Raw genomic sequence first — 13,901 nt, 5'->3', positions numbered from 1 at the left:
CCGTAGGCCATGTCGACTAATTCGACGTTCGAGGTATTTCGAGATGCTGCGGGCGAGTGGCGGTGGCGTCTCGTCGCCTCCAACGGGAACGTGATCGCGGACAGCGGCGAGGGATACCGATCGAAACAGGGGGTCGAGCGGGGGATCGAGAGCGTCAAGCGGACCGCGGCCGAGGCACCGGTGGAGATCGTGGACGAGGACTGACACCGTCGGACGTCCTCTCGCCGTCGGCTCTCCCTCGACGGTCGGTGAGCCAGCGGCGATCGTTCACCGATATCCCGCTCTCGTCGTCGAATCCGGCCGTCTCGAGGGCCGTGCGGGCCGGGCCTCGGGTAGGCCGGAAAAAGAACGATTCTGGAGCCTCGACGGCCACAGGCCACGAATTCAGGCGAGACAGCGACATCTTGTGGGTTATACGTGGCGGAATCGTGGTTCGGGTCGAACCGAGGCACACCGATGAGCGTTACACCCCCTGACACGACTTCGTCGCCGTTCGGACGGACCAGACTCGATCGCGGCCCCCGATCACCGCGTGTAGATCGTCTGCGGTTCGAGGGGCCGCGATGAGTACGCTCGATCGCGCCGGCTCGCTGGCGGACCGTCTCCGCCACCCGCTCGTCGCGATCGCCGCGGCGCTCCTCCTGACCGTCCCGTTCGTCGCCCTGTTCGTCACCCACGGCTGGCACCTCGACCCGGCGTCGACCGCGGAGAGTCCGCACGCGAACGTCACCCCGATCGCCGCGGTGTTCGTCGGCGGGCTCGCCATCCTCGGCTCGGCGTTCCTGCTGGCGTGGGGCGCGGAGACCGCCGAGAAGGACGTCCCGACCGCGTTCGCCATCGCGGTCCTGGCGGTGCTCGCCGTCGCCCCGGAGTACGCCGTCGACGCGCTCTACGCGTGGCAGGCCGGGGCCGACCCCGGACCGAGCGAGGCGGCCAACCTCGCGATCGCCAACATGACCGGGGCGAACCGCATCCTCATCGGGATCGGCTGGTCGGCCATCGCGCTCTTCACGATCTATCGGGCGAAACGCTCCGGCGACCCGGCCGTCCGCCGCCGCTCCGGGTTCCTGAACGACGCGGTCGAGATCGACCGCGACATCTCCCTCGAGATCGCTCTCCTCCTCGTTGCGACGGCGTACGCGTTCTTCGTCCCGCTCGGGGGTGGCATCGGTATCGTCGACACCGTCGTCCTCGTCGGTCTCTACGCCTTCTACATCGCCGTCGTCGTGCGCGGCGACGTCGAGGAGGACGGAGCGCACGTCGGCGTCCCGGCGTACCTCCAGTCGCTCTCGAAGGGGCCACGGATCGCCAGCGTGATCCTGCTGTTCGCGTACTCCGGTCTGATCATCTTCGAGGCGGTCCACCCGTTCGCGCTGGGTCTCGAGGAACTCGGGACCGCCCTCGGCGTGCCGCCGTTCTTCATGATCCAGTGGATCGCGCCGCTGGCGAGCGAGAGCCCCGAGTTGATCGTCGTCGCCTACCTCGTGAACAAGGCCCGCTCGACCGCCGGCTTCAACGCGCTCATCTCCTCGAAGCTCAACCAGTGGACGCTCCTCGTCGGCACCCTCGCCGTCGTCTATAGCATCGCCGCCGGCCACGTCGGTACGCTCCAGTTCGATCAGAAACAGGCGGCGGAGATCTGGATCACCGCCGCACAGAGCCTGTTCGCCATCGCCGTCCTGTCCAACTTCGAGATCAGCGCCCGCGAGGCCATCACGCTGCTCGTCCTGTTCGTCTCGCAGGTCGTCATCGAGTTCGCCGTGATCCGGGTCGTCTCCGAGCCCGCGGCCACCCAGCTCAGCATCGACGTCCTCTACGCCTACACCGGCATCTACCTGCTCCTGGGTGCGTGGCTGTTCGTCCGCCGTCGCGAGGAGGTCCGGCGGCTCGTCGGCCGGACCGCCTCGACCGCCAGGGACGCACTGGGCGACGGGAGCGACCGGCCGGAGTACGCCGATTAGCCGACACGCACGAGACGAGACGAACGCGCGGGACGTGCGAACGATCGGCCACGACGCTCGACGCGCGTGACGGGGCCGGAGGGACCCTCTATCGAGCGATCGCGGGGGGACTCCACCGCGAACGACGGGTGGGCGTCACCCGGGGAGAAAGACGCTGATGATCGCGACGACGATGCCGGCGAGCCCCATCCGGATCCCGGCGACGTACCAGCGCTGGCGGGAGATCGACGCCATGTACGCGCCGAAGGCGAACAGCACGCCGACGGCGACGGCGACCGAGAGGAGCGTCGCCTGGAACAGCGAGAGCGCCGCGCCCTCGAACAGGAACGGCACGAGCGGCAACACGAGCCCGAAGAGCGGCCCGAGCCCGCTCATAAGGGCGTTCACGACCTGATCGCTGGTCTTCTCGCGCTCGATCTGCGTCTCGCTCAGGTCGGTGAGCATCGCGTCTTCGATGTCGTGGAGTTCGGCCCGCATCTCGGCGCGTTCGATCTCCCAGACGCTCCAGACGCCGGAGGTCGTGAGGCCGACGGCACCGCCGAGGCCGATCTTGATGACGGTGAGCCCGTCGGGGACCCCCGAGAGGTACGCGCCGACGGTGACCCCGACGCCGGTGAGCGCGCCGTCGAACCCGTTCGAGACGAAGTACCGCCTCGCGATCGGTCCGATCCCGTCGAGGCCCGCTCGCTCGAGGAACGACTCCGGGTCGGATTTCGCCCCCATCAGTCCTGGGGCGTCGGAGCGTTCTCGACGAGGTACTCCCCGCAGACGACCTGATCGACCGAGTGGATCGTCCCGCCGGCGTCCTCGATGATCGCCTCGACGTCGTCGTAGTCGATCGCCTCTCCCTCGACGGTGAACTTCACGTTCTGGACCTCCTTGTCGATCTCGATGAGCGTCGCGTTGACGCCGGCGACGCTCTCGACCGCCGCGATCTGCTGGGCGAAGGCGAGCGTCGACGGTTCGTGGGGTTTCAGGACGTCGATCACCAGGCGGCGTGTCGAAACCATAGGTTACCGTAGCGCTTCTCGTCGCAAAGTAGTTCTGATACCGCCGTTCGGCGAGGCGCGTCCGTCGAAACTCGATCCCCGACCGACGGATACCACTCGAAATCCCCGACGGAACGCTTCCGGTGGACCGACGTGTTCTCTACGCGTGGAGGCTTCAGCCGTCGTTTGTGCCTCCAGAAGACGTATGCGCTCCCTCTCACGACGGTCAGTATGGTCTCGCTGACGCGTCGGGGACTCCTCCGTCGGACTGCGGTCGCCGCCGGCCTCACGAGCGCGAGCGGGTGCGCCACGCTGAACGCACCCGGCCCCGCCAACGGGGAGTCGGTTCCGAGGCGATTCACGAACGCCGACTACGCGGCGAGTTACGGGACGGCCGGCCGATGGCCGATGGAGGGCCACGACGGCGGGAGGACCGGGCGAGCGGGTTCGGCCGTCCCGCTCGGCGACGTCGGCGTCGCGTGGCTCCGCCGCCCCGGTACGGATCCGCACGGCGCGACGGCCCCCGTCGTCGGTTCCGAGCGCGTCTACGTCGGCTACAACGAATCACCTGACGACGCGGACTATCGAGCCTACCTCGCCGGATTCGACGCCGAAACCGGGGAACGGCAACTGGACGTTCGCCTCGGCGCGGGTCGGGTCGTCGGCCACGCCCTCGCCGGCGACACCCTGCTCGCGGTGACCCGCCCCCCCGGCTACGACCGAGCGACGGTGACCGCCCTCGCGCGCGCCGACGGGTCGTCCCGGTGGACGGAGACGATACCGGACGTGACCGGGCCGCCGGCCGTCGTCGACGGAACGTGCTATCTGGCGACCCGTGACGGCGACGACGCCGTCTACGCGCTCGACCTCGACGGCACGCGACGGTGGCGAACCCCGATCGACGGGGCGTGTTACACGGCGACCTGCGCCGACGCCGACGCCGTCTACGTCGGATTGACCGACGGTCGAGTCGTGGCGCTCGAAGCGACGACCGGTAAACGGCGTTGGGTCGAACGGATCGCCACGCCCGACGAGTGTTGCCCGGACATCCAGGGGACGCCGACGGTGGTCGACGGGCGACTGTACGTGCCCGGAATCCGGCGAGAACTCGTCGCCGTCGACGTGACCGACGGGACCGTCGACTGGCGGACCACCGTCGTCGACGACGACTACGGGAACCCCGTCCCGTCGCCGGCCGTCACGGAGGACGCAGTCTACGTGAACACGTATCACGGCGGTCTCGTCGCACTCGCGGTGTCCGACGGATCGGTTCGCTGGCGCTCGTCGTACCGCGGCGATCTCCGGCCCCCCGCTGTCGGCGATGACGTCGTCGTCGTTCCCCGACACGATTCGGTCGTCGCCTACGACGGTGCCGATCGCCGCGCGTGGACCGTCGACGTCGCGGTGCCGGACGTCGGGATGGCGGGGTACATCATGCGCACGCGGGTGGCGCTGGCTCACGGGATGTGCTACGTTGGCATCGCCGACGGCCGCGTCTACGCGGTCGGAGCCCGCGAGTGACGGAGGTGGTCCAGGACCGTCGACCCCTGTTCGGGATAACGCGTCGGGTCAGAATCGGACACTGCGTCCGAACGTTCCTCTCGCCCCGTAGCACGCAGACGGTGCTCCCGGTCGCGAACGACGCGAGGAACGAGGGAATCGCCCCCGACGAGGAGTCGAACTAGCCGAGCGACGTCCCGCCCTAGGAGGTAACTCCGTACGCGGGCCTGACCGAAACGGGCGGTCTCCGTCTCTGCACCGCAGAGACGGAGAGCGCGTTAAGCACGTCGGGTGCCTACCCTCTCCGTGACATGCTCCGTACGATACTCACGGCGATCGGCGTCGTCGAACTCCTCTCGCCGGAGGCGCTCATCGACACCGCCGAGCGCGTCGCGCTCGAGGACCCGAACGACTGCGAACTGAGACCGTGGGTCGTTCCGGGGGCACGGGTAGAGGGACTCCTCGTCCTCGCTCTCGTGTGGCGGAGCGACGCCTCCTACGCCGCGCTCAAGCGGTTCCTCGGCGTCGTCGGACTCCTCGCCCTGGCGTTCCCACGCGCCTACGTCGACTACGGGGCGAGGCTGGCGTACGCCGACGCCACCGAGTGCGAGTGGAGACCGTGGGTGTACCCTGGCACTCGCCTCGTCGGGCTGACGTACGTGCTCGTTGCGCTCGACGAACGCGGGCGGGACTGATCGCGGGATGATCTCGAGACTGCGCCCACTCGTACGATCGCACGTACCGGCGACGTGATCGGCGTTGACGTCCCTCGTTCCGGGACGGCTAGTCGCCGTCTAGTCGCCGTCCCGGTCGTCGTCCCAGATCGTGCTGACGGCCTCGATGAGGTCGATCTCGAGTTCGATCAGGAGGAGCGCCACGAGGAGACCGATGAGGAGCGCCTGGACGGTCTTGTCGAACACGCCCAGCGCGAAGCTCTGCATCCCCGAGAGCACCCAGAGGACGATCTGCACCCCCAGGTACGGAATCCCCAGCACGTACAGGAGCCGACGGGGGAACGTGGTGAACAACAGACCGACTGCGACGAAGAATCCCAGTCCAGCCAGCAGGAACGGCACGAACCCGGTTCGAGCGAACAGATACAGGTGAACGAGGCCGGTCACCACTGCCAGGAACGCTCCCAACCGCTCGAGCGGACCGAGCGGTGTGCGGTTCGGTCGGACGCCTGCCACGTACTGCCTGGGACGTGCGAGAATCCCCACGACTGATCACCGGTGGAACTCGGCGCTCTACGAACAAAAACTCGCGTTCGCCCCGCCGCACGCGCCTGACCGGTCGTGCTCGACGCGAGGATCGGCGAACCGACGGAATCCGTCGGTTCGAGAGCGACGTCACCGCCGTGCGTACCCGTCTCGTCTCGTCTCGTCTCGTCTCGTCTCGTCTCGTCTCGTCTCGTCTCGTCTCGTCTCGTCTCGTCTCGTCTCGTCTCGTCTCGTCTCGTCTCGTCCTCGCCCCTCGATCCGTGCGGGCTACTCGGGGAGTCGGTATCGACCGTGCTCCTTCACGAGTCGACCGGTGTCGACCGCCTCGGTGACCGCCCTCTCCACCTCGACTGCGGGACGGTTGGTCTCCCGGGCGAGTCGGTCGATGAGGGTGTACTCGGCCACGCTCTGCCGGGAACTCGACGACGTGTGGTAGGCGACGAGCGTCACGAGGCGATCGCAGAGGGCCGCACGCGTCGCGGTCATACCCGCGAGACGGCTCCACCCCTGATAGCGGTACGGCCGGCCAGTACCGGCCACTGACGGAGCGCACTTCACACCCCGTTCCCGCTTCAGCTTCGGCGGCACCCGTGCCCGCAGTACCCGCGGTGTCCGCGGTAACCGTCTCGTCGCGTCCTCTCCGCGCGGAGAGTGTCTCCGACGAGTTTATCTCTCGATTCTATCTGTTCATTACATATAGCCGCCACGTATTTCTATCGTGCCGCAAGTATGGAACGTAGTGATGGCCCTGACGACGCTCGACCTGTTCATCGACCTCAAGCGCCTCGAAGACGAACTCGGCCGGCTCCCGCGCGCCAACGACGTGGTGCGCGACGGTGCCCACAGCGTCAACACCTACTACAAGCGCTTTAACGGGAACTGGCGGTACGTCGAGACGGCCTATCGGGAGTGGCGCGACACTGGTCGGTTGCCCGCTGACGCCCGGTAAGCCGCCGCCGTCCCCGACCGTACGCTGTCCCGTTACCCGTCTCCTCGATCCCTTCGACCGTAATTCCCCTCGCCCGCCGCTCTCGGTACCCATCTTCGATGGGAGAGGTAGTCTGTACGGTGGGTTGGTGCGTTCCGGAGCGCGTTACCATCGACTTCGACGACCGGTGAGCGACGGAAGTAATCGCTCGCCTTCGGGCGCGGCGAGCGAGAGCGGCGTCGGCTGATCGAAGCGGCGTTACGGACCACGGAGGCCCCGTACGTGGCGGCGTGTCGACTGCAACACAGGCCGTCAACGGGGGTCGATTCGGGCCCACGACTCGGTCGATAGATCGACGGTTCGACGGTAGCCCGTGATTCGATGTCCTCGCTTTCCCCGGAGATCGGTTTCTCGCGCCAGATGACCCTCCCGGCCCGCTTCGTTTTCTCCCTCTCCGAGCGGTAACTACCGCCCACAAACTGGGGTAACCTCTAACCCCCGGCCGCTCGATCGAAACGTATGGCGGACACGATCGATCGGGTCGGTCGGTTGGTGAGTGCCCTGACGCGCGAGGAGAAACTCCGGCTCGTTCGCGGTGCGCCGGACCCCGAGGGAACCGCGACGGGGTACGTCCCCGGCGTCGAACGCCTCGGCGTCCCCGAGTACCGGCTGGTCGACGGTCCGCTCGGCGTACGCGCCGAAGGCGAGCGTGCGACGGCGTTCCCGGCCTCGCTGGCGCTGGCGGCGACGTTCGAGCCGGAACTCGCCCGAAGGCAGGGTGCGGCGCTGGCGCGCGAGGCGAAGGCGCGCGGTCAGGACGCGCTGCTCGCCCCGGGGGTGAACCTCGTTCGAGTGCCCCAGTGCGGGCGGAACTTCGAGTACTTCTCCGAGGATCCCCTCCTGGCTGCGCGCTTCGCCGCGGGCGTCGTCGAGGGGATCCAGGGTGAGGACGTGATCGCGACCGCGAAGCACTACGTCGCCAACAACCAGGAGCGGAACCGCACGGACGTGAACGCCGCGGTGGACGAGCGGACGCTGCGCGAGCGCTACCTTCCGGCGTTCCGGGCGGCCGTCGAGGCGGGCGTCGGATCGGTGATGACGGCCTACAATCGCGTGAACGGCACCCACATGAGCGACCATCGGTACCTGGTGCGGGACGTGCTCAAGGGGGAGTGGGGCTTCGAGGGGTACGTCGTCTCGGACTGGTACGGGCTGGAGAGCACCGTCGGCGCGGCGAACGCCGGGCTCGACCTGGAGATGCCCGGCGTTCCGGTGACGGAACTCCACGGACCGGCGGACGGGGACGGGCCGACCGAAGCCGAGGAGGACGCGGACGTCGCGTCGCTGGACGGGATCCCGGACGGGACGCGGGCCGGCTTCTTCGGGGAGCCGCTCGCCGACGCCATCGACGACGGGGCGGTTCCCGCGGACCGACTCGACGACATGGTGCGGCGGATCCTCGGCCAGCTAGCTCGCGTCGGCCTGCTCGATGGCCGGCGCGACGACGGAGCGATCGACACGCCCGAGCACCGCGATCTCGCGGAGCGGATCGCCGTTCGGGGGACCGTGCTGCTGGAGAACGACGGCGTCCTCCCGCTCGAGGACGGGGCGAACGTGGCCGTGATCGGCCCGAACGTACACGAGCCGACGCTGGGCGGCGGCGGGTCCTCGGAGACGACGCCGTTCTCCGCGGTCAGTCCGCGGGAGGGGATGTCGTCGCGGGCGGCGGGCGAGGTGACCGTCGCCCGGGGCGTTCGCGAAATCGAAGACGTCTCGCTGTTCGATCGGCTCCCCTTCGTCGAACGGAAGTCCCCGGAGGACGAGGGCGTCGAGGAGCACGCGTCCGACCCCTCGATCGAGGAGGCGGTCGCGGCGGCCGAGTCGGCCGACGTCGCCGTGGTGTTCGTGCGCGACGCGACCACGGAGGCGAGAGACCGCGACGACCTCCGCCTCCCCGGCGAACAGGACGCGCTGATCGAGTCCGTCGCCGCGGCCGCCGAACGCACCGTCGTCGTCGTCAACTCCGGCGGCCCCGTCGAGGTGCCCTGGCGTGAGGACGTCGAGGCGCTGCTGGAGGCGTGGTATCCCGGGCAGGCTCACGGCGACGCGATCGCCGCCGTGCTGTACGGCGACCGCGATCCCGGGGGCCGACTCCCGGTCACCTTCGCCCGCGAGGAGGACTATCCGGCGACGGAGGAGACGCGATATCCCGGCGTCGACGGCGAGGCGACGTACGCCGAGGGTCTCTTCGTCGGCTACCGCCACTTCGACGCCGCGGGACGCGAACCGACCTATCCGTTCGGGCACGGACATTCCTACGCGGACTTCCGGTACGGGGACGCTACGGCGACCGATCGCGCCACGGTTCGCGTCGCCGTCGAGAACCTCGCGGAGCGAACGGGCCGCGAGGTCGTACAGGCGTACGTCCGGCCGCCGGCCGCCCCCGACGGCATCGCGCGACCGGTTCGGGAACTCGCCGGGGTCGCGACGATCGAACTGCCCGCCGGAGCGACTCGAACGGTCGACGTCGAACTCGACGAGCGCGCGTTCGCCCGCTACGATCCGGAACGCGGGTGGGTGACCGACGCCGGGCGGTACGTCGTCGAAGTGGGCCGCTCCTCGCGAGACGTTCGGACGACGGTCGGCGTCGACAGGGACTAGACGCCACGAAGCGAGAGATTCGTCCGAACGAGAGCGGGGCGTCGCAGGAGGCGACGGACGTGTGGAGGACAGTAACTATCACGGATGCGATCCTACCGTCGACTATGACCACGGTCGACACGATCACGTCACGCTGTCTGCGGTGTGGGTTCGAAGCGCCGGCCGGCGATAGCACGTGGGGGCGCGTCGAGGTTCCGCCGCTGGGGACGATGACGCAGTGTCCCGAGTGCGGCAGTACGAACGTCATCGGTCGACGCTAACCGACGGTGTCCGCGCGCGCGGGAACCCTGGTCCGCGTACGCGTCACGAGTGGCCTCAGTGCAGGTACTTCGTCGTCCGTTCACGATCCTACGGCGGTCCGAGAGGGGGAATGTAGGTCGGCGTCGTGGAATTTCGGTCCGGCGTCGCCTACGTGTCCGTACCCTCTCCCCTGTTCGGGGAATACGGATCCTGCCGACGGCGCTCCCCCGGAGGTCTAGTCACCCAGTGGCACGCGGCTCGATGGTCCCTCGCACCGGTCGACGAATCGCTGAGAGCTTCGCTTGAACGGCGGTCCTCCGAACCGCTCGGAGTGCCCACGACCATCGGCTCTGGTTCGGTCGCCTCGCAGTCCCCGTCGATGTACTCCGGACAACGCGTGTGAAACGGACACCCCGAGGGCACATCGATCGGACTCGGCGGGTTCCCCTCGAGGATCGTCTTTCGCCTCGAGCCGTCTCCCTCGACGCTCGGAATGGCGCTCAACAGCGCCTTAGTGTACGGATGGACAGGCTTCTCGAAGATTTCGTCGGTCGGTCCCGACTCGACGATCTTTCCGAGATACATCACCGCGACTCGATCGCTCACGTGCTTGACGACGCTGAGATCGTGGGCGATGAACAGATACGAGAGCCCGTACTCCCGTTGGAGCCGTTTCATCAGGTTGATGATCTGCGCCTGGACGCTCACGTCGAGCGCCGAAACCGGTTCGTCGGCGACGATGAGTTTCGGTTCGACCGCCAGAGCCCGCGCAATGCCGATACGCTGACGCTGTCCCCCGGAGAATTCGTGAGGGTAGCGGTCGCGGTAACTCGGATCGAGACCCACCTCCTCGAACAGTTCGTCGACGCGCTCTTCCAGCGCCTCGCCGGTCGCGATGTCGTGTACCTCGAGGGGTTTGGCGACGATCTCGCCGACCGTTTTCCGGGGGTTGAGTGACGAGAGCGGGTCCTGGAAGATCACTTGGACGTCCTTCCGGAGCGCCTTCAATCGGTTCCCTGAGGCGGTCGTGATGTCCCCACCGTCGAATCTGATGGTCCCTGCGGTCGGCTCGTACAGCCGCGCGAGCGTGCGACCGAGCGTACTCTTCCCGCAACCGCTCTCGCCGACGACACCGATCGTCTCGTTCCGATCGAGCGAGAGCGATACGCCATCGACGGCGTGGACCCACTTCTCCTCGCCGAACGTGCGATCGAGAATGCCCTGTTCGACCGCGAAGTGTTTTTTCAGGTTCTCGACGTCGAGTAACGGCTCGTGGGCCGACGCGTCGGACGGACCCGTCGATTTCGAATTACCGCTCATCAATCTTCACCCCCGAGTTCTGCGGATGCCTCTGACAGGGCACCGTTTGATTCCGCGTCCCGTTTCTTGGGTGGTGCGGTTCGCTGTTCGTCGATCGATACGACCTCACCGTCTTCGAGTTCGACGCTGTCATCGTACAGGTGACACCATACCGTGTGATCCGTGTTGCTCCCTTCGTGCCCGATCAGCGGTCGCTCGCACAGCTCGAACGCCCGATCGCACCGCTCGCGGAAGGGACAGCCCGGTTTCTTGTTTACCAGGCTCGGAACGTTCCCCTCGATCGTGTCGAGCCACTCTCGTTCGTCGGTCACCTTCGGAATACTCCGAAGCAGTCCCCGGGTGTAGGGGTGGCGCGGGTGCTCGAACAGCGCATCCGTCGCGGCCGTTTCCATCAACTCTCCGGCGTACATCACAGCCACCCGATCACACGTCTCGCGTACGACGGCGAGGTCGTGTGTGATGAGGACGACGGAGACGCCGAACTCGTCGCGGAGGTCGAGCAACTCGTTGAGGATCTGTGCCTCGATGGTTACATCGAGGGCGGTCGTCGGCTCGTCCGCGATGATCAGCGACGGATCGCCGGCGAGCGCCTGGGCGATCATCACGCGCTGTTTCATGCCGCCCGAGAGCTGATGGGGGTACTCCCCGGCACGCGTCTCGGGATCCGGAATCCCGACGATCTCGAGCAGTTCGACCGCTCGTCGCCACGACGGACTTTCCGAACGCGTCCCTCCGAGATACTTCCGTCTCATCTCGCTCCAGAATCCGACAGACTCACCCAGGTCGCCGTGATGGCGGGCGACCTCGGCGATCTGCTCGCCGATGGTCATCACGGGATTGAGGCTACTCATGGGATCCTGAAACACCATGCTGATCTCGCCCCCGCGGATCCGCTGGAACTCGCGCTCCGTCTTCTCCAGCAGGTTCTCGCCGCGATATCGGATCGTGTCCGCCTCGACGACGCCCGGCGCATCGACGAGTCCGAGTAACGACAGCGCGGCGACGCTCTTTCCGCTCCCGGATTCGCCGACGATCCCGAAGACTTCACCGGGTTCGACCGCGAAGCTGATACCGTCGACCGCACTTACTGTTCCCCCTTCGGTCTCGAAGCGAGTCCGAAGGTTCTCCACTTCGAGCAGCGGTTCGCTCATGCGTCCGCCTCCTTGACGTCGAACGCGTCGCGAAGCGCGTCACCGAAGAGATTGATGCCGAGCACCGTCACCATAATCGCGATACCGGGGATGATCGAGATCCACCACGCTTGCGTGATGAAGCCGCGCCCCTGTCCGAGGAGCGCACCCCACGTCGGCGTGGTGGGCTTGACACCCAGCCCGAGGAACGAGAGGGTGCTTTCAGCGAGAATCGCCCGGGCGGTGAACACCGTGAACTGGACGATCAGGGGCGCGACCGTGTTCGGGAAAACCTCGCCGAAGATGATCTCCACGTCCCCCAGGCCGATGCTCTGGGCCGCGAGTGTGTACTCCTCCTCACGGATCGACAACACCTCGCCGCGCGCGAGTCGGGCGAAGTCGTCGATGTAGGCGAACCCGACCGCGACGAGGACGTTCCAGAAGCCCTGACCGAAGATGGCGACCAGCATGATGGCGATCAACAGCCACGGGAACGCCCACATGACGTCGACCGCCCGCATCAGCACGTCGTCGATCCACCCACCGTAGTAGCCAGCGACCATCCCGATCACGATGCCGACGACGGCGCCGAACAGCACCGCTCCTAACCCGACGGCGAGGCTGATTCGCGCACCGTACATCAGCCGCGAGAGCAGATCACGGCCGTACGAGTCCGTACCGAGCGGATGTGCGCTCGCGAGATCCGGTGGCGTGAGAAGCCCGTACTTCTGGGCCATCGGATCGTAGGGCGCGAGTTCGGGCGCGAACACCGCCGCCAGCACGAACAGGACCACGATGACGAAGCCGATCTGCGCGCGCAGGTCCCGTTCCAGCGTTCGGGTGAACCGTTCGAGTAGGTCGGTTCGAATGCCGAACACGCGACCCCTGTCCGGGTCGTAACCGAGCGTGCGTTGGACGCGCTCTTTCGTCGACATTCAGTCACCCCCGTACCGGATCTTCGGGTTGATCGCCGTGTAGAGGATGTCGACGACGAGGTTCATGAACACGAACACGAACGAGATGAGGATGACTGCCCCCTGGATCACGGGGAAGTCGCGACGCTCGATCGACCGGATCAACAGCCGCCCGAGCCCCTGAATGCCGAAGACGATCTCGACCGCGACGACGCCGCCCAACAGCACGCCGAGCAGGATGCCGGCGATCGTCACGATGGGGATGAGCGCGTTCTGGAGGCCGTGCTTGAACAGAACGAGCCGTCCGTTCAGTCCTTTGGCTCGCGCCGTCCGTATGTAGTCCTCGTTGAGAACCTCGAGCATCGACGAACGCGTCATTCGCATCAGGATACCGCCATAGGGGAGCCCCACGGCCAGGGCGGGCAGGATGACGTGCTGGAACCAGGGGACCACGCCCTCGCTGATTGAGACGTATCCGAACGCGGGAAGCAGGTTGACGTAATCGGCGAAGACGAGCAGGAGCACGATCCCGATCCAGAAACCGGGCATACTGATGCCGAGGAAGGCGATCACCGTCGCGACGTAATCTTCGAACTGGTAGCGATGGACGGCGCTCACGATTCCTGCGGGAAGCGCGATGAGGAACGCGATCAGGATGCCGACGAGGGCGATGCTCAGCGTCGGCTCGGCCACGCCCAGTAGTCGGTCCGCAACCGGCTGGTTCGAGAAGATCGAGGTCCCCAGATCGCCGGTTAGAATCCGGCCCATCCACCGCAGGTACTGGACGTACAGGGGCTGGTTCAACCCCATTTCCTGTCGCAGGGCACGGATCGCCTCCGCGTTCGCGTCACCGCCGAGCAGTACTCGCGCCGGGTCGCCCGGGATCGCCCGTACGGCGAAGAACACGATCGTCGCCACGACGTAGATGACGGCGAACGCGTGGGCGATTCGCTTTCCGACGTAGCGTTTCATTCCCATGTGATACCTCCGTGGCGCACAGCGGGTTCGGTTTGTGTGGTGGGAGCAGTCATCTTCTTA

15 protein-coding genes are annotated in these 13,901 nt (G+C 67.0%); 7 read left to right on the top strand and 8 right to left on the bottom strand.

Annotated features, from left to right (window positions below; translation table 11 throughout):
• Positions 1-9 precede the first annotated feature (9 nt).
• Entirely contained in the window at positions 10-204 is a 195-nt protein-coding gene (locus NKI68_RS19340) for an HVO_2922 family protein (protein WP_254546938.1), read from the top strand.
• Between the two features lie 386 nt (positions 205-590).
• Positions 591-1,961, top strand: coding sequence for a calcium:cation antiporter family protein (locus NKI68_RS19335; RefSeq protein ID WP_254547069.1), 1,371 nt, complete (start codon positions 591-593; stop codon positions 1,959-1,961).
• A 135-nt stretch (positions 1,962-2,096) separates the two neighbouring features.
• On the opposite strand, the gene NKI68_RS19330 is transcribed toward NKI68_RS19335, so the two are convergent.
• Entirely contained in the window at positions 2,097-2,684 is a 588-nt protein-coding gene (locus NKI68_RS19330) for a VIT1/CCC1 transporter family protein (protein WP_254546937.1), read from the bottom strand.
• Complete coding sequence (locus NKI68_RS19325) at positions 2,684-2,971, bottom strand: DUF211 domain-containing protein (protein WP_254546936.1); 288 nt, start codon at positions 2,969-2,971, stop codon at positions 2,684-2,686. The genes NKI68_RS19330 and NKI68_RS19325 overlap by 1 nt, the downstream gene beginning before the upstream one ends.
• A 210-nt stretch (positions 2,972-3,181) precedes the next feature.
• Here NKI68_RS19325 and NKI68_RS19320 point away from each other — a divergent pair, with 210 nt between their 5' ends.
• Together NKI68_RS19320 and NKI68_RS19315 are read left to right on the top strand one after the other, a co-directional pair.
• Positions 3,182-4,471: an outer membrane protein assembly factor BamB family protein gene (locus NKI68_RS19320; protein ID WP_254546935.1), complete on the top strand. Its 1,290-nt coding sequence runs from the start codon at positions 3,182-3,184 to the stop codon at positions 4,469-4,471.
• Between the two features lie 290 nt (positions 4,472-4,761).
• Entirely contained in the window at positions 4,762-5,145 is a 384-nt protein-coding gene (locus tag NKI68_RS19315; protein WP_254546934.1) for a hypothetical protein, read from the top strand.
• Between the two features lie 99 nt (positions 5,146-5,244).
• On the opposite strand, the gene NKI68_RS19310 is transcribed toward NKI68_RS19315, so the two are convergent.
• Entirely contained in the window at positions 5,245-5,640 is a 396-nt protein-coding gene (locus NKI68_RS19310) for a DUF7475 family protein (protein ID WP_254546933.1), read from the bottom strand.
• A gap of 297 nt (positions 5,641-5,937) precedes the next feature.
• Positions 5,938-6,156, bottom strand: a complete 219-nt coding sequence (locus NKI68_RS19305; RefSeq protein ID WP_254546932.1) for a hypothetical protein — start codon at positions 6,154-6,156, stop codon at positions 5,938-5,940.
• 256 nt (positions 6,157-6,412) lie between these two features.
• Between NKI68_RS19305 and NKI68_RS19300 the strand changes: the two genes are divergently transcribed.
• From NKI68_RS19300 to NKI68_RS19290, 3 genes are all read left to right on the top strand, one after another.
• Positions 6,413-6,619: a homing endonuclease associated repeat-containing protein gene (locus NKI68_RS19300; protein ID WP_254546931.1), complete on the top strand. Its 207-nt coding sequence runs from the start codon at positions 6,413-6,415 to the stop codon at positions 6,617-6,619.
• A gap of 498 nt (positions 6,620-7,117) precedes the next feature.
• Positions 7,118-9,259, top strand: coding sequence for a beta-glucosidase (locus NKI68_RS19295; protein ID WP_254546930.1), 2,142 nt, complete (start codon positions 7,118-7,120; stop codon positions 9,257-9,259).
• Positions 9,260-9,363: 104 nt separating this feature from the next.
• A complete protein-coding gene (locus tag NKI68_RS19290; RefSeq protein WP_254546929.1) occupies positions 9,364-9,519 on the top strand; it encodes a hypothetical protein in 156 nt (51 codons plus the stop codon).
• A gap of 148 nt (positions 9,520-9,667) precedes the next feature.
• Here NKI68_RS19290 and NKI68_RS19285 read toward each other — a convergent pair whose 3' ends face one another.
• The 4 genes from NKI68_RS19285 to NKI68_RS19270 are packed head-to-tail and all read right to left on the bottom strand — an operon-like array spanning position 9,668 to position 13,841.
• Positions 9,668-10,819 carry an ABC transporter ATP-binding protein gene (locus tag NKI68_RS19285; RefSeq protein ID WP_254546928.1) on the bottom strand — a complete coding sequence of 384 codons (1,152 nt, stop codon included), beginning with the start codon at positions 10,817-10,819 and terminating at the stop codon, positions 9,668-9,670.
• The gene (locus NKI68_RS19280; protein WP_254546927.1) at positions 10,819-11,970 is read right to left on the bottom strand and encodes an ABC transporter ATP-binding protein; all 1,152 of its coding nucleotides are present in this window, start codon (positions 11,968-11,970) and stop codon (positions 10,819-10,821) included. The genes NKI68_RS19285 and NKI68_RS19280 overlap by 1 nt, the downstream gene beginning before the upstream one ends.
• Entirely contained in the window at positions 11,967-12,884 is a 918-nt protein-coding gene (locus NKI68_RS19275; protein ID WP_254546926.1) for an ABC transporter permease, read from the bottom strand. Before NKI68_RS19275 ends, NKI68_RS19280 begins: the two co-directional genes overlap by 4 nt.
• Complete coding sequence (locus tag NKI68_RS19270) at positions 12,885-13,841, bottom strand: ABC transporter permease (protein WP_254546925.1); 957 nt, start codon at positions 13,839-13,841, stop codon at positions 12,885-12,887.
• Between the last annotated feature and the right edge of the window lie 60 nt (positions 13,842-13,901).

This window comes from Halomarina pelagica (assembly GCF_024228315.1).
In the GTDB taxonomy this organism is placed as follows: Archaea; Halobacteriota; Halobacteria; order Halobacteriales; family Haloarculaceae; genus Halomarina; species Halomarina pelagica.
This window is presented reverse-complemented; position numbering and strand designations above follow the sequence as displayed.

Excerpts from the sequence above, each read along its gene's own strand:
- NKI68_RS19340 (WP_254546938.1), top strand. The coding sequence starts at position 10 with ATGTCGACTAATTCGACGTTCGAGGTATTTCGAGATGCTGCGGGCGAG.
- NKI68_RS19330 (WP_254546937.1), bottom strand. The coding sequence starts at position 2,684 with ATGGGGGCGAAATCCGACCCGGAGTCGTTCCTCGAGCGAGCGGGCCTC.
- NKI68_RS19325 (WP_254546936.1), bottom strand. The coding sequence starts at position 2,971 with ATGGTTTCGACACGCCGCCTGGTGATCGACGTCCTGAAACCCCACGAA.
- NKI68_RS19320 (WP_254546935.1), top strand. The coding sequence starts at position 3,182 with ATGGTCTCGCTGACGCGTCGGGGACTCCTCCGTCGGACTGCGGTCGCC.
- NKI68_RS19315 (WP_254546934.1), top strand. The coding sequence starts at position 4,762 with ATGCTCCGTACGATACTCACGGCGATCGGCGTCGTCGAACTCCTCTCG.
- NKI68_RS19305 (WP_254546932.1), bottom strand. The coding sequence starts at position 6,156 with ATGACCGCGACGCGTGCGGCCCTCTGCGATCGCCTCGTGACGCTCGTC.
- NKI68_RS19300 (WP_254546931.1), top strand. The coding sequence starts at position 6,413 with ATGGCCCTGACGACGCTCGACCTGTTCATCGACCTCAAGCGCCTCGAA.
- NKI68_RS19295 (WP_254546930.1), top strand. The coding sequence starts at position 7,118 with ATGGCGGACACGATCGATCGGGTCGGTCGGTTGGTGAGTGCCCTGACG.
- NKI68_RS19290 (WP_254546929.1), top strand. The coding sequence starts at position 9,364 with ATGACCACGGTCGACACGATCACGTCACGCTGTCTGCGGTGTGGGTTC.
- NKI68_RS19285 (WP_254546928.1), bottom strand. The coding sequence starts at position 10,819 with ATGAGCGGTAATTCGAAATCGACGGGTCCGTCCGACGCGTCGGCCCAC.
- NKI68_RS19280 (WP_254546927.1), bottom strand. The coding sequence starts at position 11,970 with ATGAGCGAACCGCTGCTCGAAGTGGAGAACCTTCGGACTCGCTTCGAG.
- NKI68_RS19275 (WP_254546926.1), bottom strand. The coding sequence starts at position 12,884 with ATGTCGACGAAAGAGCGCGTCCAACGCACGCTCGGTTACGACCCGGAC.
- NKI68_RS19270 (WP_254546925.1), bottom strand. The coding sequence starts at position 13,841 with ATGGGAATGAAACGCTACGTCGGAAAGCGAATCGCCCACGCGTTCGCC.